Origin of the sequence: Salinisphaera dokdonensis CL-ES53 (assembly GCF_040361215.1) — a bacterium.
In the GTDB taxonomy this organism is placed as follows: Bacteria; Pseudomonadota; Gammaproteobacteria; order Nevskiales; family Salinisphaeraceae; genus Salinisphaera; species Salinisphaera dokdonensis.
The window spans coordinates 356,852-379,939 of record NZ_APND01000002.1; the positions used below are offsets into that span (position 1 = coordinate 356,852).

At 63.9% G+C, this 23,088-nt stretch carries 24 protein-coding genes; 8 read left to right on the forward strand and 16 right to left on the reverse strand.

What is annotated here, in order from left to right; genetic code table 11:
* The first annotated feature begins 130 nt into the window (after window positions 1–130).
* Complete coding sequence (sat, locus tag SADO_RS07560; protein WP_353110568.1) at window positions 131–1,315, forward strand: sulfate adenylyltransferase; 1,185 nt, start codon at window positions 131–133, stop codon at window positions 1,313–1,315.
* Window positions 1,316–1,431: 116 nt separating this feature from the next.
* Here the strand turns inward: sat and SADO_RS07565 are convergent, their stop codons facing one another.
* The 5 genes from SADO_RS07565 to gltX form a co-directional block, all read right to left on the reverse strand.
* Window positions 1,432–1,623 (reverse strand): acetyltransferase, encoded by a 192-nt coding sequence (locus SADO_RS07565; RefSeq protein ID WP_353110569.1) that lies wholly within the window; start codon window positions 1,621–1,623, stop codon window positions 1,432–1,434.
* The gene (locus tag SADO_RS07570; RefSeq protein ID WP_353110570.1) at window positions 1,620–1,973 is read right to left on the reverse strand and encodes a DUF488 domain-containing protein; all 354 of its coding nucleotides are present in this window, start codon (window positions 1,971–1,973) and stop codon (window positions 1,620–1,622) included. The genes SADO_RS07565 and SADO_RS07570 overlap by 4 nt, the downstream gene beginning before the upstream one ends.
* A 66-nt stretch (window positions 1,974–2,039) precedes the next feature.
* A complete protein-coding gene (locus tag SADO_RS07575) occupies window positions 2,040–2,996 on the reverse strand; it encodes a cation diffusion facilitator family transporter (RefSeq protein WP_353110571.1) in 957 nt (318 codons plus the stop codon).
* Window positions 2,997–3,001: 5 nt separating this feature from the next.
* A complete protein-coding gene (locus SADO_RS07580; RefSeq protein WP_353110572.1) occupies window positions 3,002–3,316 on the reverse strand; it encodes an ArsR/SmtB family transcription factor in 315 nt (104 codons plus the stop codon).
* A 152-nt stretch (window positions 3,317–3,468) separates the two neighbouring features.
* Window positions 3,469–4,890, reverse strand: a complete 1,422-nt coding sequence (gene gltX / locus SADO_RS07585) for a glutamate--tRNA ligase (protein ID WP_353110573.1) — start codon at window positions 4,888–4,890, stop codon at window positions 3,469–3,471.
* Window positions 4,891–5,089: 199 nt separating this feature from the next.
* On the opposite strand from gltX, the gene SADO_RS07590 reads away from it, so the two are divergent.
* A complete protein-coding gene (locus SADO_RS07590) occupies window positions 5,090–5,524 on the forward strand; it encodes a MarR family winged helix-turn-helix transcriptional regulator (protein WP_353110574.1) in 435 nt (144 codons plus the stop codon).
* Between the two features lie 3 nt (window positions 5,525–5,527).
* The gene (locus tag SADO_RS07595) at window positions 5,528–6,271 is read left to right on the forward strand and encodes a siderophore-interacting protein (protein WP_353110575.1); all 744 of its coding nucleotides are present in this window, start codon (window positions 5,528–5,530) and stop codon (window positions 6,269–6,271) included.
* On the opposite strand, the gene SADO_RS07600 is transcribed toward SADO_RS07595, so the two are convergent.
* Window positions 6,268–7,176: a LysR family transcriptional regulator gene (locus tag SADO_RS07600; RefSeq protein WP_353110576.1), complete on the reverse strand. Its 909-nt coding sequence runs from the start codon at window positions 7,174–7,176 to the stop codon at window positions 6,268–6,270. The genes SADO_RS07595 and SADO_RS07600 overlap by 4 nt on opposite strands.
* 90 nt (window positions 7,177–7,266) lie before the next feature.
* Between SADO_RS07600 and SADO_RS07605 the strand changes: the two genes are divergently transcribed.
* A complete protein-coding gene (locus SADO_RS07605; protein ID WP_353110577.1) occupies window positions 7,267–8,016 on the forward strand; it encodes an NAD(P)H-dependent oxidoreductase in 750 nt (249 codons plus the stop codon).
* A 97-nt stretch (window positions 8,017–8,113) separates the two neighbouring features.
* Here the strand turns inward: SADO_RS07605 and metE are convergent, their stop codons facing one another.
* Window positions 8,114–10,387, reverse strand: a complete 2,274-nt coding sequence (gene metE / locus SADO_RS07610) for a 5-methyltetrahydropteroyltriglutamate--homocysteine S-methyltransferase (RefSeq protein WP_353110578.1) — start codon at window positions 10,385–10,387, stop codon at window positions 8,114–8,116.
* Between the two features lie 147 nt (window positions 10,388–10,534).
* Between metE and SADO_RS07615 the strand changes: the two genes are divergently transcribed.
* Window positions 10,535–11,461 (forward strand): LysR family transcriptional regulator, encoded by a 927-nt coding sequence (locus SADO_RS07615; RefSeq protein ID WP_353110579.1) that lies wholly within the window; start codon window positions 10,535–10,537, stop codon window positions 11,459–11,461.
* Window positions 11,462–11,635: 174 nt separating this feature from the next.
* Here the strand turns inward: SADO_RS07615 and SADO_RS07620 are convergent, their stop codons facing one another.
* The 3 genes from SADO_RS07620 to yidD form a co-directional block, all read right to left on the reverse strand.
* A complete protein-coding gene (locus SADO_RS07620) occupies window positions 11,636–11,896 on the reverse strand; it encodes a type B 50S ribosomal protein L31 (protein WP_353110580.1) in 261 nt (86 codons plus the stop codon).
* A gap of 86 nt (window positions 11,897–11,982) precedes the next feature.
* On the reverse strand, window positions 11,983–15,183 hold the full coding sequence (ileS, locus tag SADO_RS07625) for an isoleucine--tRNA ligase (protein ID WP_353110581.1): 3,201 nt from the start codon (window positions 15,181–15,183) through the stop codon (window positions 11,983–11,985).
* A gap of 104 nt (window positions 15,184–15,287) precedes the next feature.
* Window positions 15,288–15,569: a membrane protein insertion efficiency factor YidD gene (gene yidD, locus SADO_RS07630; protein ID WP_353110582.1), complete on the reverse strand. Its 282-nt coding sequence runs from the start codon at window positions 15,567–15,569 to the stop codon at window positions 15,288–15,290.
* A 970-nt stretch (window positions 15,570–16,539) separates the two neighbouring features.
* On the opposite strand from yidD, the gene SADO_RS07635 reads away from it, so the two are divergent.
* Both SADO_RS07635 and SADO_RS07640 read left to right on the forward strand, forming a co-directional pair.
* Window positions 16,540–16,956 carry a SufE family protein gene (locus SADO_RS07635; RefSeq protein WP_353110583.1) on the forward strand — a complete coding sequence of 139 codons (417 nt, stop codon included), beginning with the start codon at window positions 16,540–16,542 and terminating at the stop codon, window positions 16,954–16,956.
* A 173-nt stretch (window positions 16,957–17,129) separates the two neighbouring features.
* Complete coding sequence (locus SADO_RS07640; protein WP_353110584.1) at window positions 17,130–17,900, forward strand: SDR family NAD(P)-dependent oxidoreductase; 771 nt, start codon at window positions 17,130–17,132, stop codon at window positions 17,898–17,900.
* A 61-nt stretch (window positions 17,901–17,961) separates the two neighbouring features.
* On the opposite strand, the gene SADO_RS07645 is transcribed toward SADO_RS07640, so the two are convergent.
* The 4 genes from SADO_RS07645 to SADO_RS07660 form a co-directional block, all read right to left on the reverse strand.
* A complete protein-coding gene (locus SADO_RS07645; RefSeq protein WP_353110585.1) occupies window positions 17,962–19,137 on the reverse strand; it encodes an alpha-hydroxy-acid oxidizing protein in 1,176 nt (391 codons plus the stop codon).
* Between the two features lie 125 nt (window positions 19,138–19,262).
* Window positions 19,263–19,805 (reverse strand): ZapG family protein, encoded by a 543-nt coding sequence (locus SADO_RS07650; RefSeq protein ID WP_353110586.1) that lies wholly within the window; start codon window positions 19,803–19,805, stop codon window positions 19,263–19,265.
* Between the two features lie 198 nt (window positions 19,806–20,003).
* Entirely contained in the window at window positions 20,004–20,417 is a 414-nt protein-coding gene (locus SADO_RS07655; RefSeq protein WP_353110587.1) for a CoA-binding protein, read from the reverse strand.
* Between the two features lie 10 nt (window positions 20,418–20,427).
* Entirely contained in the window at window positions 20,428–21,270 is an 843-nt protein-coding gene (locus SADO_RS07660; RefSeq protein ID WP_353110588.1) for a hypothetical protein, read from the reverse strand.
* 53 nt (window positions 21,271–21,323) lie between these two features.
* On the opposite strand from SADO_RS07660, the gene SADO_RS07665 reads away from it, so the two are divergent.
* Window positions 21,324–21,827 (forward strand): hypothetical protein, encoded by a 504-nt coding sequence (locus tag SADO_RS07665; protein ID WP_353110589.1) that lies wholly within the window; start codon window positions 21,324–21,326, stop codon window positions 21,825–21,827.
* Between the two features lie 42 nt (window positions 21,828–21,869).
* On the opposite strand, the gene gpmA is transcribed toward SADO_RS07665, so the two are convergent.
* Window positions 21,870–22,619 (reverse strand): 2,3-diphosphoglycerate-dependent phosphoglycerate mutase, encoded by a 750-nt coding sequence (gpmA, locus tag SADO_RS07670; RefSeq protein ID WP_353110590.1) that lies wholly within the window; start codon window positions 22,617–22,619, stop codon window positions 21,870–21,872.
* Window positions 22,620–22,675: 56 nt separating this feature from the next.
* Window positions 22,676–23,086: a 3D domain-containing protein gene (locus SADO_RS07675; RefSeq protein ID WP_434547896.1), complete on the reverse strand. Its 411-nt coding sequence runs from the start codon at window positions 23,084–23,086 to the stop codon at window positions 22,676–22,678.
* Window positions 23,087–23,088: the final 2 nt, after the last annotated feature.

The window sequence follows — 23,088 nt, forward strand, 5'->3', positions numbered from 1 at the left end:
CGCAATGCGTTAGAATCCGCAAAACTTTCGTGTAAGAAGCGCGGCGTGTCCGCGTTTTTTCATGCGTGTGGCCGCCTCCCGCGGCCGCGCGACGAGCTTTTCGCCATTCGACAACGCAAGGCGCGACGACATGATCAAACCGCACGGTTCCGATACGCTCAATCCGCTCTATGTGGCCGAAGAAGCGGCCCGCGAACAGCTGATGCAGGAAGCTCACGAGCTGCCTGCCATCACCGTGAGTTCTGCAGCCGCGGCCAACGCCGTCATGCTCGGCGCGGGCTACTTCAACCCGCTGACCGGCTTCATGAGCAAGGCCGACGCCCTGTCCGTGGGCGAGAACCTGCGCACCGCCGACGGCCTGTTCTGGCCGGTGCCGGTGGTCAACGTGGTCGACAACATTGAATCGATCAAGGGCGCGGCCCGTATCGCCCTGCGCGACCCGAACGTCGACGGCAATCCCGTCATCGCCGTCCAGGACGTCGAAGGTATCGACGAGTTCAGCGAGGACGAGCTGAACACGCTGGTCGAGCAGATCTTTGCCACCGGCGACGACGAGCATCCGGGCGTTGCCACGTTCAAGTCGCTCGGCCGCTACGTGGTGCACGGCCCGATCCAGGTGCTTAACTTCAGCTACTTCGAAGACGACTTCCCGGATACCTTCCGTACCGCGCAGTCGATCCGTGACGAGTTCGCCGAACGCGGCTGGGAAAAGGTCGTGGCCTTCCAGACCCGCAACCCCATGCATCGCGCCCACGAAGAACTGTGCAAGATGGCCATGGAGGCGACCGGCGCCGACGGCATCCTGGTTCACATGCTGCTCGGCAAGCTCAAGCCCGGCGATATTCCGGCCAATGTGCGCGATGCCGCCATCCGCAAGATGGTCGATGTCTACTTCCCGGAAAACTCGGTGATGATCACCGGCTACGGCTTCGACATGCTCTATGCCGGACCTAGAGAGGCCGTGCTGCACGCGGTTTTCCGCCAGAACGCCGGCTGCAGCTATCTCATCGTCGGTCGTGACCACGCCGGCGTGGGCGATTTCTACGGCCCCTTCGATGCGCAGACGATCTTCGAAGAGCGCGTGCCGGACGACGCGCTGGATATCGAGATCTTCGCCGCCGACCACACCGCATTCTCCAAGAAGCTCGGCAAGGTCGTGATGATGCGCGACGTGCCCGACCACACGAAGGACGACTTCGTGCTGCTGTCCGGCACCAAGGTGCGCGAAATGCTCGGCAACGGCATTGCACCGCCCGAGGAATTCTCGCGCCCGGAAGTCGCCGAGATCCTGATGGAGTACTACCAGAGCAAGTAATCCACAGGATTGCCGTTACGGCGTATACGGCCGGCGGGTCACGGGCAGTTCAGCCCGGTGGCCCGCCGGCTTTTTTATGCGTGCAGCGGACGGATGGGCGTCTTGGGCGAGCGGTTTCAGCCGTCAGTCGTACCGTCTGCGGCGATCTCGTCGAGATCGACCTGTCGCATGGCGCTGATCGCGACCTCCAAGGCCCCTTCGCCACAAAGGCCGGCAATCGCCGCGTTCTCGTAACCCTCCAGGGCGGCTTCGATACAGGCCTCGCGCACCTTCGCGGCCAGCGCAAGGCGCTCTTCGGGATTGTTCACGCGGTATCCTCCAGATAGCGCCTGAGCACGACGGCGTTGTTGTATTCGGTATCGCGGGCCGCGAACAGCAATGTCACGCCGGTATCGGCGGCGCGCGCCTTCAGTTCATCGATCGATTCGGCGTCTGCCTGGTCGAGTTCTGCACGATAGCGCGTGCAGAACGCGTCCCAGCGCGCCGGATCATGGCCGAACCAGCGGCGCAGTTCGGTGGAGGGCGCGAGCTGCTTGTACCAGGCGTCGAGCGCGGCGTCCTGTTTGGCTACGCCGCGCGGCCATATACGATCCACAAGCGCGCGATAGCCGTCGTCGTCTGCGGCCGGGTCGTAGATACGTTTGATCGCGATGCGCATGGCGCCATCCAGTCAGCAAAGGGCCGACTGGCAGGATAACGCGCCTTGCCGGCAAGCCGGCGTGGATCAGCTGGCGATGCCGCAATCCGCCTCGCAGAGGCAGTCCTGAGCCGTGGCGCGATCTTCGGGTTGCAGCGTCGTGTGCGTAATCGAAAACCGCTCGGCAAGCAGCTGCTGCAACTTGGGCAAAATGCGCTGCCAATCCGACAGGCGCGCAATCTCGACATGAGCGGCCAGCGCTCGCTGGCTGGAGGATAGACTCCAGATATGCAGGTCGTGGATCGCCTGCACGCCGTCCACCGCGGCCAGCGCCTGGCCCACATCGACGGCGTCCACACCGCGCGGCACGCCTTCCATGAGCACATGCACCACGTCGCGCAGCAGGCGCACCGCAGAGACGAGAATCAACGCGCTGACCAGCAGCGACAGCAGCGGGTCGATCGGCATCCAGCCGGTGAGGATGATCACCAGACCCGCGGCCAATGCGGCCACCGAGCCCAGCAGATCACCGATCACGTGGATCAGCGCGCCGCGTACGTTCATGGTCTGCTCGCCGCGCATGAGGATGGCGGCCACGACGATATTCATCACCAGACCGATGCCGGCAATGATCATCACCGGCGCGCCGGCGACCTCGCGCGGGTCGGAGAAGCGCTCGATAGCGGACACGGCGATCGCGACCACCACCACGATCATGAGCCCGGCATTGATCAGCGCGCCGAGTACTTCTGCACGCTGCAGGCCGAAGGAGTGCATCTCCGAGGCTGGCCGTTTGGCCATCCAGGCGGCGAGCGCGCCGATCGCCAGCGACGAGCTGTCGGTGAACATATGCCCGGCGTCGGACATCAGCGCCAGCGAGTCGGCCCACCAGCCGCCGATCCCCTCGACGAAAGCGAACGCCAACGTCAGGCACAGCGAAAACACCAGTACGCGCCCGCTGCCGCCGTGGTGGTGGTGTCCGCCCAGGCCGTGGTCGTGGCTATGGCCATGCCCGTCGTGTGCGTGATCGTGCGTGTGTCCCATGTCGGTTACGCCTCGTCGCCGTGCTCGGCCATGTCGCGCAGCACGCGCTGGACGTGCGCATCGGCTGCGACATAGAACACCTGCTTGCCGCGCCGTTCGGCGCGCAGCAGGCGCGCCGCGCGCAAAAGGCGCAGGTGGTGGCTCGCCAGCGACATCGAAATATCGATATCGGCCGCCAGCGTCTGCACGCTGCGCGGCTCTTCGAGGCAGGCATAGACCAGCGACAGACGATTGGGCTCGCCGAGCAGGCGAAACATCTCGGCCAGGCGCGAGGTCTGGCCGGTGCTCAACACCTGCAGTTCCAGATAGGTCGTGGTCATGCATACCTCTACATTTGAACAATCATTTTAACGATTGTTCGAGCGTTATGGTATTGCACGCGTGGAGCAGTGCTGCAGCCCGGACTGGCCAGGCGCGGCCGCAGCGCGAGTTCCATCCAGCTACGCCGAGGCGATTCGGCGACGCCGGCTGGCTATTCGCTGAAAGCAGCGACCGCGGCGTCCAGGCGCTTGAGCGTCTCGTCGCGACCGAGCAACAGCAAAGTCGCATCGATCGACGGCGACACGGCACTGCCGGTCACGGCGATACGGATCGGCTGGGCGACCTTGCCCATACCGACTTCGTTATCGGTCGCGGTCTGCTTCACCGCCGCGCCCAATACATCGCCTTCCCAGGCATCGAGCGCGGCCACGCGTTCACGCACGTCGGCCAGCAATGCCGGCGAACCGGCCTTCATATGCTTCTTGACCGCTTTCTCGTCGTATTCGCTTACCGACGAGAACAGGAACAGGCTCTGCTGCGCCATATCGAGCATGGTCTTGCAGCGGCCTTTCTGGATGCCGGCAATCTCGGCCAGACGCGCGTGGTCGACGTTGTCGACGCCCTGACGCGCGAGATGCCAGGCCAGTTCGTCGACCAGCGCTTCCGGCTCGGCCATCTTCAGGTGTTCCTGGTTCACCCACAGGAGCTTGTCCGGATCGAAGGTCGAGGCCCCGCCCTGCACGTTCTCGATATCGAAATGCGCGAGCATCTCGTCGCGGCTGAAGATTTCCTGGTCGCCATGCGCCCAGCCCAGACGCACCAGATAGTTGAGCAGCGCCGCGGGCAGATAGCCCTCTTCGCGGTAGCGCATCACGCCGACGGCACCGTGGCGCTTCGACAGACGCTTGCCGTCCGAGCCGAGAATCATCGGCACGTGGGCATAGACCGGCAGGGCGCCGTCGTCACCCACGAGCGCCTTGAGAATGTTGATCTGGCGCGGCGTGTTATTCACATGGTCGTCGCCACGGATGACGTGGGTGATGCCCATGTCCATGTCATCGACCACCACACAGAAGTTGTAGGTCGGCGTGCCGTCGCCGCGCGCGATGACGAGATCATCCAACTCGGTATTGCTGATGGTGATATCGCCTTTCACCAGATCGTTGATCACGGTATCGCCTTCCAGCGGCGTGGCGAAACGGATCACCGGATCGACCCCGGCCGGCGGCTCGGGCAGCGTCTTGCCCGGCATCGGCCGCCAGGTGCCGTCGTATTTCGGCTTCTCGCCTTTCGCGCGGGCTGCTTCGCGCATCGCCTCGACTTCTTCGGTGGTCGAATAGCAGCGATACGCCTTGCCTTCCGCGAGCAGCTGGTCGATGACTTGGGCGTAGCGATCAAAACGCTGGGTCTGGTATGTGATCTCGCCGTCGTGCTGGAGATTCAGCCAGGCCATGGCGTCGAGAATCGCCTGCACGGCTTCGTCGGTGGAGCGCTCGCGGTCGGTGTCTTCGATACGCAGAACGAACTTGCCGCCACTGGCCTTGGCATGTAGCCAGGAGTAGAGCGCCGTGCGGGCGCCACCAATATGCAGGTAACCGGTGGGCGACGGGGCGAAACGGGTGACAACGGACATGCGAACGTACCTGCTGGATTACGGCGGCGCGGCGCCTGCAAAAGGCCGCTAGTTTAACAACGCCGCGGCTGCGACCGGTGGTGCCGAGCATTCGTGGCCATGCATCGCTTTACCGGAATATAGACGACGCCACCCATGTAGTTGACATAGTCAACCGATAAGGCGCAGCATTAAGTTGACTTAATCAACCAATATGCTCATGACGAATCCGCCTGCTATCGGCGAATCGCTGCACCGCCTGCTCCATGCCTACCGGCGCGCCATGCGCGAAGGCCATGCCGCCGCCGGCATCGAACTGCCGGTCACGCATATCCGTGCGCTCAAGGGCGTTGCCCATTCCCGCAGCTGCTCGGCACAGACCATCGCCGGCGCCCTGCGGCTCGATAAAGGCCAGATCTCTCGACTGATCAAGGACCTGCGAACCGATGGCCTGATCGAGCAGCGCCCCGACCCGGACGACAGCCGCAGCCGCCGACTCTCGCTGACCGCGGAAGGCACGGCGATGGTCGAACGAATCACCGTGGTCGAAGCGAAGGCCGGCGAGCGTATGGCCGCCGGTCTGGATGACGCTCAGCTGCGCGACTTCGTCCGCCTCGCCGACGTCATGGCCGCCAACCTCGAAGACCAGGAATAGCTCATGCCCCGTACCCCGCCCCGCACCCTTATCGTACTCGCCAACCGGGCGCTGACGCCGCATATGCGCCGCGTCACGCTGGGTGGCGATGCCATGGCCGACTTCCCGGCCGACCAGGCCAGCGCCTACGTGAAGCTGATGCTGCCGCAGCCCGGCCTCGACAAGCCGGTGTTGCGCACCTACACCGTGCGCGAACAGCGCGCGGACGCCATCGATATCGATTTCGTCGTCCATGACCACGGCGGGCCGGCGTCGCGCTGGGCCGCGAGCGCCCGGGCCGGGGACACCATCGATGTCGGCGGCCCGGGCCCGACCAAACGCCTTGATTCGGGCGCGGACTGGTTTCTGCTCATCGGCGACATGACGGCGCTACCCGCGATCAGCGCCAACCTGGAAATCCTGCCGGCCAGCGCGGTCGGCCACGCGATCATCGAAGTGGTCGACCGTGACGATATCCAGTCACTGGTCGCGCCGGCCGGCATTCAGATCGACTGGCTGATCAACCCACGGCCGGGCGAAGACAGCGATGCGCTCGTGGACGCCGTGCACGCACTGCACTGGCGAGAAGGCCAACCATCGATCTGGATCGCCTGCGAGTTCTCGGCCATGCGGCGGCTGCGCGAGCACCTGAAAACAGAACGCGGCGTGGATCGCCGTGATCTTTATATCTCCAGCTACTGGAAACAGGGCAGCAACGAGGAAACCCACAAGCAGGAAAAACGTGCCGACGCGGATCAGGCCGCCTAGCCGCCCGTAGTTTTCTGACTCGGCTCACCGGCCAGGCATGTTTGGATCGACGCCTGGCCGAGCGCCGCGGTGACGACATCGCGCACCGCCCGCACCCGGGCAACACGCCGCAGGTCAGGATGCGTCAGCAGCCATAGATCGGTCGCGACGTCGTCGATCGGGGCCTGCAGGCGCACGAGCTGCGGGTCGGCGTCCGCCAGATAACAGGGCAGAACTGCGCGACCCGCGCCGCTACGCACGGCCGCACGCAGCCCGAGCAGGCTATCCATGCGATAGCGGAAAACCGACGCCCCTGATCGTTGCGCCATCCACGACTCGAGCGCCGGGAAGCTGACACTGTCGTCCAGTCCGAGCCAATCCAACTCGGACAGCGCGTCATCGTCTGTGCTGGCCGGGCCATAAACCGCCAGCGCGACTCGCCCCAGTCGGCGCGCGATCAGCGCCTCCGGCGGCTTGGCGATCGGGCGGATGGCCATATCCGCCTGCCGACGGGTGAGATTGAACGGCTCGTTGGAGATCGCGATTTCCAGCGCAATGTCCGGATAAGTGCTCCGGCATTCCGCCAGCACCGGCGCCAGCAGCCCTTCGAAGAGCGTATCCGTGGTCGTCAGTCGCACCGTGCCGGACGGCCGTTGATCGCGCCCGACCACGCGGCGCTGCACGCCGAAGACTTCCTGCTCGACGCGTGCCGCCGCTGCGGCCATATCGTCGCCGGCAACCGTAGGCGTGTAACCCGCTCGGTCGCGTTCGAACAGCGTCACCCCCAGGCGCGCCTCAAGCGCGTTCAGGCGCCGGAAGACGGTCGCGTGGCTGACCGACAGCGACCGCCCCGCCCCGGCCAGAGAGCCCGCTCTCGCGATGGCCAATGCCAGGCGCAGCTCATCCCAGCTGAAATCTTCTTGCATTGATGCAAACTCGATTATCTATTCTGGCTAATTCTATTTCATACCCGCAACGATCACGCTAAGTGGCTCACCCACACAACGCGTTTCGCCATGCATGCCCTGATCGTTCATTGCCACCCGGAACCACAGTCGTTCAACGCGGCGCTAACCCGCATCACGCGCGAAACGCTGAGCGCGGGCGGCGCGAGCGTGGTCATCTCCGACCTGTATGCCGAGGGATTTGACCCGTTTGAAGGCCCGAGCCACTACACGGCGCGCGCCGACGCCGATTATTTCTCCGCGCTGGCCGAACAACGCCATGCGGGCAACAACGACTCGCGCCCGGCCGATGTCAAACGCGAGATCGAGCGCCTGGAACGCGCCGACCTGGTGGTACTGCAATTCCCGCTCTGGTGGCATGCCCAGCCGGCCATGCTCAAGGGCTGGTTCGACCGGGTGTTCGTCTATGGCGGGCTTTACACCGGCCGGCGGCGCTACGACGAAGGCCATTTCCGCGGCAAGCGGGCAATGCTGTCCGTCACCACCGGCGGGCCGGCGCATACGTTCTCGCCCTATGGCCGTGGCGGCCCGATCGAACGCCTGCTGTGGCCGATTCACTACTCGCTGCACTACATGGGTTTCGACGTACTGCCACCGTTCGTTGCCCACGGCATCCAGGGTGGCGGCATCGCCTATCAGGACCGGGCCGCTTTCGATGCCCATCTGAACGACGCCAAGACCCGCTGGGCCGAGCGCCTGCGCCGGATCGACGACAGCGAGCGTATCCCCTTTACCGGCTGGCGAGACTGGGACGACGACGGCGTGCTCGCCTGCGAGCATCCGCAGCGCTGGCTAGGCTAGCGCCACCCATAAAAAAACCGCCCCGGCGGACCGGGGCGGTGACGCTACGATCGGACCAGGACCGCAGCGACGGGGACTGCCATTTTCAGGGTCAGGTTCAGGCGGCCTTGGCGCGCAGTTCGCGGGCCGCGTCGACCATGTGCTTGAGCGCGGGCTCGACCTCGGCCCAGCCGCGGGTCTTGAGGCCACAATCCGGGTTCACCCAGACCCGCTCCGCGGGCAGCACTTCGGTCGCCTTCTTGAGCAGTTCGATCATCTCCTGCTTGTCCGGCACCCGCGGGCTGTGGATGTCGTAGACGCCCGGGCCGATCTCGTTCGGATACTTGAACTGCACGAAGGCGTCCAGCAGCTCCATCTGCGAGCGCGACGTCTCGATGGAGATGCAGTCGGCATCCATGTCGGCGATCGCCTCGATGATGTCGTTGAACTCCGAATAGCACATATGGGTATGGATCTGGGTGTCGTCAGCGACGCCACAGGAGGCGAGCCGGAAGCATTCGACCGCCCATTCCAGATAGGCATCCCAATCGGCACGGCGTAGCGGCAGGCCTTCGCGAAAAGCGGCCTCGTCGATCTGGATGGCAGCCAGACCGGCGGCTTCCAGATCCACCACCTCGTCGCGAATGGCGAGCGCGACCTGCTTCACGGTCTCGGAACGCGGCTGGTCGTCGCGCACGAACGCCCACTGCACCATGGTGACCGGGCCGGTGAGCATGCCCTTCATCGGCTTGTCGGTTAGCGACTGGGCGTACTTCGACCATTTCACGGTCATGGCTTGCGGCCGCGAGACGTCGCCGAAGATGATCGGCGGCTTCACGTAGCGACTGCCGTAACTCTGCACCCAGCCGAACTTGGTGAAGGCATAGCCGGCGAGCTGTTCGCCGAAGTACTCGACCATATCGTTACGCTCGAATTCGCCGTGCACGAGCATGTCGAAGCCCATGTCTTCCTGCATCTTCACGGCTTCGGCGATCTTTTCTTCCAGGAACGCGTCGTACTCGGCGTCCGGCAGGCTGCCTTTCTTGTGGGCCGCGCGTGCCTTGCGCACTTCCTGGGTCTGCGGAAAAGAGCCGATCGTCGTTGTCGGATAGGCCGGCAGGTCCAGCTTGGCGTGCTGGCTAGCCGCGCGATCGGCATAAGGCGCGCCGCGCTGCATGTCCTTGTCGGCAGCGGCCTCGGCGCGACGCTTCACGGCGGCATCGTGGATACGAGCAGAATCCGCGCGATCGGCCATGGCCTGCTTGTTCGCCGCCAGCATGGTCTTGTCGATCTTGCTGTCGGCCGCGTTGGCGATGAACACGATCTCGTCGAGTTTTTCCTCCGCGAAAGCGAGCCAGTTCTTGAACTCGTCGTCAAGCTTGGTTTCGCTACGCAGCGTGACCGGCGAATGCAGCAGCGAACAGCTGGGGCCGACGATCAGACGCTCCGCGCCAATCTCGCCTTTGACGGTCTCGATCGTGGCGAGCGCGCGTTCCAGATCGGTCTTCCAGATATTGCGCCCATCGATGATGCCGACGGAGAGATATTTCTCGTCGTCCAACCGCGCAGCGACAACTTCGGCTTCCTTGAGACCGCGCACCGCGTCGATATGCAGTGCTGCGACCGGCAGCGACGTGAACAACTCCATGTTGTCGGCAAGCTGGCCGAAGTAGTTGGCGACCATGATCTTGATGCCGTCGACCTGGGCCAGCTTGGCATAGGCTTTTTCGATGACCGCGCGCTGGGTGTCGTCGAGATCGAGCGAGAAGATCGGCTCGTCGATCTGCAGCCATTCGGCGCCATCGGCCGCCAGCTTCTCGGCGATCTGCACGTAGACATCGATCAGCGAGTCGGCAAGATCGAACTTGTTCAGGCCCGAGCCGTCAGTGACCTTGCCCAGCGTGAGATAGGTGGCCGGGCCGACCATCACCGGCTTTGTGGTGATGCCCTGCGCTTTCGCCTCGGCGAATTCGTCGAAGATTTTGGAACCGACCAGGTTGAACGTCGTGTTCTGCGTGAACTCCGGGACGAGGTAGTGGTAGTTGGTATCGAACCACTTCGTCATCTCGCAGGCGATCGCGCCCTGAGTACCGCGCGCCATGTCGAAGGCGACGTCGATATTCATATTCGAGCCGTCCCAGCCGAAACGCTCGGGCACATTGCCGATGAGACAGGACAGCCCCAGCACCTGATCGTAGAAAGAGAAATCGTTGGACGGGATCAGATCGATACCGGCTGATTTCTGCTTGGCCCAGTTGCTACGGCGCAATTCCGCGCCCGTGGCCTCAAGGCCGGCACGGTCGAGATCGCCTTTCCAGTAGGCTTCGGTCGCTTTCTTGAGTTCGCGGCGTTCGCCGATGCGAGGGAATCCGAGATTCTGGGAAATTGTCATGGCCACTCCTGTCTTTGCCGGGCGAGACAGGCAGACAATGCTGCCCGTCGCGTCCGGCGTGATTCGATGGCCGAAACTCTATAGCGCTCGTTCAATGAATAAAATTGGTATATTTGCATCGATGCATGACCAATATTCATTGATCAAATGATCGAACGGATGCACCTGAGTATCCTGCGCGAGATCGAGCGCGAGGGCTCGCTGACCGCAGCAGCCAAGGCATTGCACCTGAGCCAGTCGGCCCTGAGTCATGCGATCCGCAAGCTGGAGACACGCTCCGGCACGGCGATCTGGGTCCGCGAGGGCCGGCGCGTACGGCTGACCACCGCCGGCGAGCATCTGCTCGCGGCAGCGAACCGGTTGCTGCCGCAGCTCGAGCGTGTCGACGCGGTGCTTGCCGAACACGCGACCGGCGAACGCGGCTCGCTGCGTATCGGCATGGAATGTCACCCCTGCTACCGGTGGCTGCTCAAGGTCGTCGAACCGTATCTGTGCGAATGGCCCGGCGTGGATATCGACGTGGTGCAGCAGTTCCAGTTCGGCGGCATGGCTGCCCTGTTCAATCACGAGATCGATATTCTCGTCACCCCCGACCCGCTACGGAAGAAGGGCGTGTACTTCGAGCCGGTCTTCGACTATGAACAAGTGCTGGCCGTATCAGCCGATCATCGCCTGGCCGGCGCCGCGCACGTGACGGCCGAGGATCTGACCGGCGAAACGCTACTGGCGTATCCCGTGGATACCGCGCGGCTGGATATCTACACCCAACTTTTGACGCCGGCCGGCTTCAGCCCACGTCGGCACAAGACGATCGAATCGACCGACATCATGCTGCAACTGGTCGCCGCCGGGCGCGGCGTGGCAGCGCTGCCGCGCTGGCTTGTCGCGGAATACGGCCAGCGGCAGGCGCTGGCTGCCGTCTCGCTCGGACCGCAGGGCATCCCCAAGCAGATTCATCTGGGCGTGCGCGAGCCGGATCGCGGGCTGCGGCATGTTGCGGGGTTTCTGGAACTGGCGGCGAGCCTGTCGCAGCAAGACGGGGACTCGGCGGCAACACCCGCGGACATCGCTTGAGACGCGGCCCATGAAACTCACACGCACACGAAACTGCGCGACCCGGTCGGATCGCGCAGTTCGTGACAAGCGTTGCAGAAGTCGCGCTCAGCCGTATCGAAACGTTCGAAGACTGAAACGCCGCACCGACACTGCGCGTCGGTGCGCCCGGCCTGGGCCGGGCAGAAGCAGTTCTTACTGCTTCTTGCCCTTCATCATGCCAAAGCGCCGATTGAAGCGCTCGACCTTGCCGGTCGTGTCCATGATGTTCTGCTTTCCGGTATAGAACGGGTGCGTGGCGCTGGTGACTTCCAGCTTCACGAGCGGATACTCGTTGCCGTCTTCCCACTCGATGGTCTCGTTGGACTCGATGGTCGAGCGCGTCAGAAACGCAAAGTCGCCGCCCATGTCCTTGAAAACAACGGGGCGATAGTTGGGATGAATGTCTTTCTGCATGGCCTGCTATCTCGACTGTCTGTCGTTCGTTGAAAACTGAAGCTGCTTGTCTCTACCGCGTTGCCTGCTGTCCCGTTATCCGGGCATCAGGACAGACGCGTCAGGGCCAGCGTGATGTTCGCGCCGTCGATCTCGAACGCCTGCTCGACGTCGCCCGTCGGTTCGGCGTCCGGCGCATAGGCTTCGGCGAGGGTCTCGCGTGCCATCATCGTCCCGTGGGCTTCGATGGCCTTCGCCAGATCGTTGTCGGCGCGATACTGCACCCGAATCCGATCGGCGACATGAAACTCTGCCTGCTTGCGCAGCCGCTGTACGCGGTTGATCACTTCGCGCGCCAGCCCGCGTTCGCGTAGTGAATCAGTCAGTGTACTATCAAGTGCCACCGTGACGCCATCCTCGCGTCCGACCAGCCAGCCCTCGACGCCCTCGGCGGAGACGAGCAGGTCGCCCTCGCCCAGTTCTATGGGCTCGCCGTCGGCGGTCACGGTGATCGCGTTGTCGCGCATGTAGGCCGCGATGTCGGCATCGCCCAACTGCGCGACGGCCGCCGCGACTGTCTTCATCTGCTTGCCCAGCCGCTTGCCCAGCGTCTTGAAGTTGGGCTTCGCACTGCGCTTGACCAGATCGCCCTCGCCGGCGACGAATTCGATGGCGTCGATGTTGACCTCGTCGCGCACGATCGCGGCGACCGCCTCGACATCGGCGCGCGCCACGCCCGGCTCCTCGACGACGAGAATACGACCGAGCGGCTGCCGGACGTTGATCGAAGCCTCGTTACGCAGCGCCAGCGTGTTGCCCACGATCGCCCGCGCCAGCGCCATGCGGCGCTCGAGATCGGCATCCACAAGCTCGGCATCGGCAGCCGGGAAATCGGCCAGATGTACCGAGGCCCGTACGCCGGTCTGCTCACTGACGTGGCTGTAGAGCCAGTCCGAGAAGAACGGCGCGATCGGCGCCATCATGGCGGCGACGTCGCGCAGGCAGGTGAGCGTGGTGTGATAGGCCGCGCGCTTGTCTGCGACGGCTTCATCACTGGCTTCGCCGCCGGCCTCAGCTGTCGAATCTGCTCGGGCCCCGGCCCAGAAACGGGCCCGGCTGCGGCGGATATACCAGTTCGACAACGCATCGATGAAGCGCTCGACCGCGCGCGCCGCACGGGTCGGATTGTATTCGTCCAGTGCCGCGGTCGCCTCGGCCGAGGTGGACTGCAGGCGCGACAGGATCCAGCGATCCAGTTCCGGGCGATCGGCCACGGCCGGCGCCGGCGTGTCGGCAGAAAAGCCGTCGATGTTGGCGTAGGTCGCGAAGAACGAATAGACGTTCTCAAGCGTGCCGAACACCTTGGTGCGCGTGTCACGCAGGCCACGCTCAGCGTACTTGGTGTTGTCCCAGGGCTGGGAGCTGGCGAGCATGTACCAGCGGATGACGTCCGCGCCGTGACTGTCCAGCGCCTCGAACGGATCGACCGTGTTGCCCTTGGACTTGGACATCTTCTCGCCGTTGGCATCCAGCAGGAGACCGTTGACGATGACGTTCTTGTAGGCCGGCGAGTCCTTGATGAGCGTGCCGATGGCATGCAGCGAGTAGAACCAGCCACGGGTCTGATCCACGCCTTCGCAGATGAAATCTGCCGGGAAGTTGGCCTCGAAGGCCTCCTTGTTTTCGAACGGATAGTGCCACTGGGCGAACGGCATGGCGCCCGAGTCAAACCACACGTCGATGATCTCGGGCACGCGGCGCATAGTGCCGCCGTCCTTGGCCGGCCAGGTGATCGCATCGACCTGCGGCTTGTGCAGGTCGAGCGTGTCGTCGGCGGCGACCTGATCGCCGGCGTACTCGCGCAGTTCGTCGATCGAGCCGATCACGACGATATCGTTCTCGTCGCGATCATTGACCCAGATCGGCAGCGGCGTACCCCAGTAGCGATGCCGGGACAGCGCCCAGTCCACGTTATTGGCCAGCCAGTCGCCGAAACGGCCGGTGCCGACATGCGGCGGATGCCAGTCGATCCGGTCGTTGTACTCGACCAGCTTGTCCTTGTGCTGTTGCGTGGCGACGAACCAGGACTCGACCGGGTAATTCATCAAAGGCGTGCCCTTGCGCCAGTCGTGCGGGTAGTTATGCACCGTCACCTGTTGCGAGAACAGCAAGCCGCGATCCTTGAGATCGCGCGCGATCGGCTTGTCGGCATCCTTGAACCACAGCCCGCCGACCAACGGGAAATCGGCACGAAAATGGCCGTTGCGCTCGACCGGATTGAAGACCGGCATGCCTTCGGCTGCGGTGACGGTGAAGTCGTCCGCGCCGAACGCCGGCGCTTCGTGGGCGATGCCCGTGCCGTCGTCGGTGGTGATGAAATCGGCCGCGATCACCCGCCAGGCGTTTTCGGCCTCGGGATCGTCGGCGAAACAGTCGTAAGGCGGCTTGTAGCGCTTGCCGATCAGCGCATCGGCACCGAAGGTCTCGAGGATTTCGGCGTCCTCGCCCAGCGTGGCGGTCACGCAGTCCTTGGCCACGATATAGACCGAGCCGTCCTCGGCGCGCGCCTTGGCGTATTCGATGTTCGGCCCGACGGCCACCGCCACGTTGGACGGCATGGTCCAGGGCGTGGTCGTCCAGGCCAGAATCGCAACATCGGGCTCGTCCTCGAGGAAGAACTTCACCGTGATCGACGGATCCTGAACTTCCTTGTAGCCGAGGCTGACCTCGTGCGAGGACAGCACCGTGCCCGAGCCCGGCGAATACCAGTGGATCTTGTGACCCTTGTAGAGCAGGCCCTGCTCGTGCAGCTGCTTGAGCAACCACCAGACCGATTCGATGTATTCGTTGGAAAACGTCACATACGGCGCATCGAGATCGACCCAGTAGCCGATCCGACGGGTGAGTTCGTCCCACTGATTCTTGTAGCGCAGCACCGATTCGCGGCAGGCCGCGTTGTATTCGGCGATGCCATAGTTTTCAATGTCCTCGCGCGACTGCAGACCGAGTTCCTTCTCGACCTCGATCTCGACCGGCAGCCCGTGGGTGTCCCAGCCGGCTTTGCGATCGACGCGATAGCCACGCATCGTCTTGTAGCGACAGAACGCGTCCTTGATGGTGCGCCCGAGCACATGATGAATGCCCGGCCGGCCGTTGGCCGTGGGCGGGCCTTCATAGAAGGTGAACACCGGCGCATCGGCGCGCGCCTCGGTGCTGGCCTCGAAGACGTTCGTCTGCTCCCACCACTCGCGGATTTCCGCATCGAGTGCAGGCAGATTCAGGGGCTTGTGTTCGGCAAAACCGGTCATGGCTGACACGTTGCTGTCGGGCGCGGGCCCATCAATCGAAGCGCGACATCATAAACCTTGCACGCCAAGGCTGCATCGCCTTCGCGGGCGGCTGACGCGACCTGTCAAGAGCGATCGCGACGCGGCGGCACGGGATCGAAGCCTCCTTCGCGCAGCGGATGGCATCGTGTGATGCGCCGGAACGCCAGCCAGCCACCGCGGATCGGTCCGTGTAGCTCCAATGCCTCCAGCGCGTAAGCCGAGCAGGTGGGCATATAGCGGCAGCGCGGGCCAATCATCGGCGAGATGCCGTAGCGATAGACGAGAATCGGCAGTTGTAGCGCGCGTACTGCTAGCCAGCGCAGGGCGTAGCGTAGTCGCGAAAGGATGCTCGTCGGCGCGTTCATTTCGTCAGTCTAACGTGGTGCTACGCGAATCCAGCTCGAATGTGACACCAGGCTACAGCCGCTTGCAGCTACCGTAGCCGAGCTAACCCCCACGGCTTATTCAAGAGTCGTTGCTTCTAGCCACTAGCTCTCCGGCACTCACGAGTTCGCCGAACCTGTTGTTTCGCACTGCTGTGCGACTCCCTTTCTTTTGCTTGTCCAAAAGAAAGTAAGCAAACAAAAAGACATCCGGGCACAGCGCCGGCTGCGCCGGTGCACTCCGACACGCAGCGGCGACGGGATGCGTACAGAACTCGGATCGCTTTGGCGGCCCTCAGACAGCTGGCCGCACCGGCGCAGTGCGCCGGACACCCTTCGCCACTGCGCGTCTCCGTCGCCGTAGGCGGTACGGCCAAACCTTGAGCCATAGCGAACGCCGAGCTGAAGTCGCGGCGAGCGCCCGGGTTCCTGCCGAATCAAGCCGTCAGCTGATTCGACCCGCGAAAGTTCGACCTTGAGCGAGCGGCAGCGAGCTTGGCTGTATTGGGGCCCCTTGGCGCAGCGCCGAGCAGTGGAGGCCGAAAGCGGATCAGACAGCCGGATGTTTGAGTCGCGCGTAGCGCGGCGAGTTTCCGGCTGGCCCGCTTTCGGCCGGAGCCGCGCAGGGCATCGATGCGTAGCATCGGCGCAAGACGGGGTGTCCTTTGTTTTGGTGCCTTTTATTTGGACAAGCAAATAAAAGACACTCGCGCAGCAGCGCGAAACCCCAAGTCGATTACGCCGAAATCGCAGATTCAAAACCCGGCAGACTCCAACCACGAATCGGCCACATCTCCCAAGCCAAGCAAAACAAGATCAGCCCCACGAACTCGCGGCACCCGATGAAGGCGATGGAAGCTCATTGTCCATGCGACATGAGCATGCACCGGCTTGACTGCAGCCACTCATGACCCAAGCTTGTAGACAGAATATTTCGTCACGCGCACGGGTCATGGATACACAGATCGAGCAACTCAAGACCACTTTCGAGATGCTGCCCGACTGGGAGGAGCGCTACCGCTTCATCATCGATCTCGGGCGCAAGCTCGAACCGCTCGAGGACGACGAGCGCAACGAAGCGACCCGCGTGCGCGGCTGCATGAGCCAGGTGTGGCTGGTCGCGGATAACGAAGACGACGACAAGCTGCATTTTCGCGGCGACTCAGACGCCCATATCGTGCGCGGGCTGATCGGCGTGCTGTTGATGATCTACTCGGACAAGACCCCGCAGGAGATCGCCGAGATCGATATCAACCAGATATTCATCGATCTCAATCTCGAACAGCACATCACCATGAACCGTCGAAACGGCCTCTACTCCATGGTGGAAACAATCCAGCGCACCGCCAACCGCCGGCTCGACGCCTAGGCCCGCGTCTGAACGCGGCGCTTTCGCGCCACGGCCACACGCCAGAACCTGCCGGCCCGCAGGATTCCGTTCGCCCGCGCAGGCGGGCGCCCATGATCAGCTATGCTCGACGATCAGCCGCTACGCCGATATCGCCGTAGCGATCGTCATTGCCCGATCAAGGAATCCTGCCCATGTCGAACGACCGCCCCGTCGCCCTGATCACCGGATCGTCCTCCGGAATCGGCGCGGCCAGCGCCCGCCTGCTGGCCAAACGCGGCTACAACGTCGTGATCAATTATTCGCGCAGCGCCGATGCCGCAGAGGCCGTGGCACGCGAGTGCGAGGCGCTGGGCGCCGCAACCATCGTGCAGCAGGCCAACGTCGCCGAAGACGCCGACTGCCGCGCGCTGGCCCAGGCCGCCGAAGACAAATGGGGGCGTATCGACGCGCTCGTCAACAATGCCGGCACCACGCGGTTCTGCGCCCACGAAAATCTGGAGGGGCTGAGCGCTCAGGATTTTCAGGAGCTCTATGCCGTGAACACCATCGGCGCCTATCAGATGGTGCGCGCGGTCGCGCCCGCCATGCAGGCCGCGGGCAAGGGCAGCGTGGTGAACGTGGCCTCGATCGCCGGCGTGATGGGCTTTGGCAGCTCGGTCGCCTATGCGGCGTCGAAGGGCGCGTTGATCACGATGACCAAGTCGCTGGCCCGCGCGCTCGGCCCGGCCATTCGTGTGAACGCGGTCTGCCCCGGTTTCGTGCGCGGCAGCTGGCTGGCTGAAGGGCTGGGCGAGAAGCGCTATAACGCCATGATCGAACGGTTGGAGGCGAACTCACCGCTGGCCAGCGTTTGCACGCCCGAGGATGTGGCTGAGTCGATCGCCTATTTCGCTGCCGGCGCAGGCGTGACGACCGGCGAGACCTTGCTGCTCGACAGCGGCACGCATCTGGGCCGCCTCTGAGCCCTGGTCCTCGTGTAGTGAGGGCCCGCGCCACCAACCACAGCGGCGCGGGCCTGCTCGCCTAGCGGGGCGCCGGCGCCAGCGACGCCCGGCTGAGCTTGTCGATACGACTCTGGCCGATGAGCGCCAGGCTGAGATCGATATCCGCCAGCAGGCGGCGCAGCACTTCCGCGACGCCCTCTTCGCCGGCACAGGCCAGCCCCCAGGCGAAAGGCCGCCCGACCAGCACCGCATCCGCGCCGAGCGCGATCGCCTTGAGCACGTCGGCGCCCCGACGGATGCCGCTGTCGAACAACACGTCCATATCCGCACCGACTGCATCGACGACACCGGCCAGCGCGTCGATCGCGGCCACGCTGCCGTCGACTTGACGCCCCCCGTGGTTGGATACGATCACGCCGTCCATGCCGGCAGCACGCGCAGCGAGCGCATCTTCCGGATGCAACACGCCCTTGAGGATCAGCGGCAGGTTGGTCGCCTCGCGCAGCTTGGCGAGATCCGGCCAGCTGCGTTCGGGCGAGGCATAGACCTGCGACCAGTGGCGCACGGTCGCCTGCACGTCGTCGGCCGGCGGTTTCTCGAGGCCGGCACAGAAGACCGGATCGCTGGTGTAATTGGCCAGGCCCTTGCCTTCCAGGAACGGCAGATAGGCGCCGTCGAGGTCGCGCTCACGCCAGGCGAGCATTTTGGTATCCAGCGTGATCACGATCGCTTCGTAGCCGGCCTTCTCGGCGCGCTGCACCAGGCTCGTCGCCAGCGCGTCGTCGTTCGGCCAGTAGAGCTGGTACCAGCCGGCGGTCTCGCCGAGTTCGCGCTTGACGTCTTCCATCGGGTTCGAGGACACGGTCGACAGAATCATCGGCACGTCGAGCTCGGCCGCTGCGCGCGCGGTCGCCAACTCTGCGTCGTCGTGCAGGATTTCCTGTACGCCCAACGGCGCCAGCATGATCGGCGTCTTGCGGCGTTTGCCGAGCACCGTGGTGCCCAGGTCGCGCTCGCTTACGTCGGTGAGCATGCGCGGCATGAGCGGGTAATGGTCGAAGCCGTTCCGGTTGGCAGCCATCGAGGCCTCGCCGGCGCCGCCGGCGACATACCAGTAGGCACCGGAATCGAGGACTTCACGCGCCCGCGCCTCGAGGTCTTCGTAGCGCAGCGGCAGAGTCGGCAGCTGCCCTTCCTGCCCGGCCATGTAGATGCCGAACTGGTGATTGCCGTAGTGATTCGTTGCTCGTGCCACCGTCGCTCTCCTCGTTATGCTGTCGTTATTGCCGTGCCCGAACTGAAACAGCCGGCACAGGGCCGGCTGGAATCAAAACAGCATTTCGAATCAGGCGCAACCGCGAGCGGCGCGCCTCGAACAGGTCATTCGAGGCCGTAGCGCTTGCCGCCCTTTTCCTTGCTTTCGTTGTTCCACGGGCGATCGTTCGAGGAGTCGCTGTTCATTACCGCGTCGCGATTCGGCGCGCTCGAATCGGCAGACGCATCCGTGGCCGGATCGGCCGTCTTGTCGGTGCTTTCTGCAGCCGCCGGCTCTTCGCTGGACTCGGAGCTGGGCTCGGATTCGGCTGGCGCACCGTCAACTGCGGTATCGCGCGTGATCGCTTCCGGTGCCGGCGGCGGCGTCACCAGCTTTTCGGGATGCATCTCGGCCAGCTTCTCGGCGCCGTCGGCCATGTGCTGATACATGTCGCGATAGTCGTCGACCATGCGCGACATGATCGCGGAGGTCTGCTCGAAGTGTTCGCGCACGTCATTCTTGTAGCTGTCGTGCTTCTCGCTGGCTTCCTTCATCGCCACGGATTTCTTGCCGCCGAAACGGCTACCGAGGAAATAACCGATCAGCAGCGCGACAGCCGCGCATGCGGCAACGATCAGAATCAGGGCTACGGGGCTCAGATTGGCCATGGATAAGGTTCTCCCTTGTAGTGCCGGGGTGGGATGACGTCACCATACTGTGTGGTCAGGTTGCGCACGGCAAGTTGTGGGCGTTAGACCTTAGCCCAGTAGGCGATACGCACACGGTACCCGGGCCGGCTACGCGCCGGGCCCGCGGTTTATCGAAGGCGAATGCGCCGGGCGACGCCTGGTCGCCCGGTGCGCAGACTAGCCAAGCAGGCGCCGATACTCCTTGAGCATGCAGCGGTCCATGACCACATCAATGCCGGCGTCGGCCGCTTTCTGCGCGGCTTCCTCATGCACGACGCCCTCCTGCAGCCACAACGTTCGCACGCCGCGACGGATACAGGCTTCCACGATCTCGGGCACATGCTCAGGACTGCGGAAGACGTCCACCACGTCGGCCAGACCGGTTACATGGGACAGATCGGGAAACGCGTTTTCGCCGAGCACCTTGTCTTCGTTCGGGTTGACCGGAACGATGCCGTAGCCTTCTTCCTTGAGCGCCTTGGCGACGCCGAAAGACGGGCGCGATTCGTTGGACGAAAGTCCGACCACCGCGACCCGACGGGTCTGGGCCAGGATTTCACGGATAGGCGTGTCTTCGGTAAGCATTGGCATGGCGATCAGCTCAGGATGCTTTCTGGAAGTTCTCGGCCACGCGCTCGCCCGCACTGGACAGCGCATCGATGATCGCCGTCTTTAGCGCCTGATTCGTCCACACGAGTTCGGGCCGATCCTGAAGCTGGACGTAGCTCTGCAGTTCGGCGTCCGACACGTCGCGATAAACATAAAGCAGCATCAGCGGCACGCGCTGTTCGAGCTTGCCCTCGATATTGTTACGGGTCTCGGAGACCATCTGATCGATACGCGGCTGGTCGACCTGATACTCGGGCGCGGAGGCGGCATTGCGGCCACGAATCATCGCTTCGAGCAGGGTTACGTTGAAACCGGTCTGCAGTTCGATGATCTGCATGTCCTGAGCCAACGCATCGATCTGGCGCAGCCGTTCCTTGCGGCGTGCGGTCGCCGGCTCGTTCACGAATGCCTTGAAGTCCTGCGCGAAATTCGCCTGCCCGGTGGTCGATTCGAGACCGATCATCTTGGTGGCGAGCGGCGTATCGAGCTGCTCGGCAGCGACGACCAGTGCCTGCTGGTTGCCGGTGCTGCTGGCCTGCTCGCGCAGGTTCTCGGCGACATCGGCCTGCAGCGTCTGCGGGTTATAGGCTTCGAAAACGACATCACGCAGACGCTGACGATCGGCATCGGCGACATCATCGGGCAGATTCTTGTCGAGCGACTGCGATACCGCCGGCGCGGCCTGGGCCAGCAGATCGGGGACTTCATAGGCCGCCAGCACGCGGTTCGACGCGCTCGTCTGGGCCTGCGTTCCAGCCGGTCCCGTGGCGCAACCGGCGAGCAGAAGCGCCCCCATGAATGCGGTGATCAGATACGATTTCGCTTGTGGTTTCACGTTTCACCTGTGCATTGAGCAATTCGCATACTGTACGCCAATCTCCCGACCCCATGCCTGACACGAATGGCGTGCTGACGATCGATGCCATGGGCGTCGAGCCCTTGCGCACGCTGTTCGCGCGCCTCGGCCTCACCTTGGTACGCACGCCTGCGGGCGAGTCGATTCCCGGCAGCTTCTGGGGCGACGAGGAAGCCGGGCTCATCGGCGACACGATCTATGTGCGCGGCGACACGCCGGTGCATTCTGCAATGCACGAGGCGGGGCACTATGTCTGCATGGACCAGACGCGGCGCAGCGGCCTGCATACCAATGCCGGCGGCACCTACGACGAGGAAAACGCGGTCTGCTACTGGCAGATCCTGGCCAGCGCGCATCTGGCCGGCATGGACCGCGAGCGCATGTGTGCCGACATGGACCGCTGGGGTTATACCTTTCGGCTCGGCAGCGCGGCCGCGTGGTTTGCCGAAGACGCCGAGGACGCCCACGCCTGGCTCGTCGCGGCCGGCCTGATCAATACCGACAGCAACGAACTGGTCATCGGCGTACGCCAATAACGATTTGACGTGGGTTATCGGCCGCTCGAGGCGGCCGTCGACCTACTTGGACTTGGCCTGATCCGCGACCGCCTTGGCGGCAGCCTCGGCGGCGTCGGCATCGCCGAGATAACGCGATTCGATCACGTTGAGCTGTTTGTCGAGCGTATAGAGCTGCGGGATACCGGTGGGGATGTTCACGCCGGTGATCACATCGTCGGCAATGCCTTCGAGATACTTCACCAGAGCGCGCAGGCTGTTGCCGTGAGCGGTGACAAGCACGGTCTCGCCAGCCTTCAGGCGCGGCGCGATCGCATCGTGCCAATAGGGCAGCACGCGATCGAGCGTCAGCGACAGCGACTCGGTACCCGGCAGAACGCGGGCGTCCAGATGCTGGTAACGGCTATCGAAACGCGGATGGCCCGGATCGTCCTGAGCCATTTCTGGCGGCGGAATGTCATAGCTGCGGCGCCATACGTGGACCTGGTCCTCGCCGTGCTTCGCGGCGGTCTCGGCCTTGTCCAGCCCCTGCAGACCGCCATAGTGGCGCTCGTTCAGGCGCCAGTGGCGCACTACGTCCACCCAAGGCTGCTCGAGTTCCTCGAGCGCCAGCCACATGGTCTTGATGGCACGCTGCAAAAGCGAAGTGAAAGCGACATCGAAGTGGATGCCCTCTTCGGCCAGCAACCGACCGGCAGCGCGCGCCTCGGCGCGGCCCTTGTCGGTGAGATCGACATCGACCCAGCCGGTGAAACGGTTTTCGAGGTTCCACTGGCTCTGGCCGTGGCGTAGCAGTACAAGCTGGCCGGGCATCTTCACTCCTTGGCTGTGTCTGGCCGGCAGAAGCTTCTACTCCAACCGGCAGGCGATCAGCTGTCCGGTTCGGCCCAGCTGATCCGAATATCGCGTTGTATGCCGAACTCACGAGCGGCATCGACATCCTTGCCCATATAGATGTCGATTTTCTTGCTCCAGCGCCGATTCATCTTGTCGCGCACGACATAGACGCCGGGCATGCCTTCGATCTTCACCCGCGCGCCGTGCGTGAGGCCCTGATCGATCAGGTCGCGGGATACCGCAATCGCGCGCATGCCGGGCTTGAGTTCGTCACCCCAGGCAGCGATGGACGGTTTCTTCGCCGTCGTCTGCCACGGCACGGAATTATACGCCGTCGCCGAGACGTTGAGTTCTTTCCACTCCACTGCGTCGGCGTTGGCCACGGAGACCGACGCACACAGCAGCGCGAGCGCGCTTATCGTTGTTGTGACAAAACGACGCATGA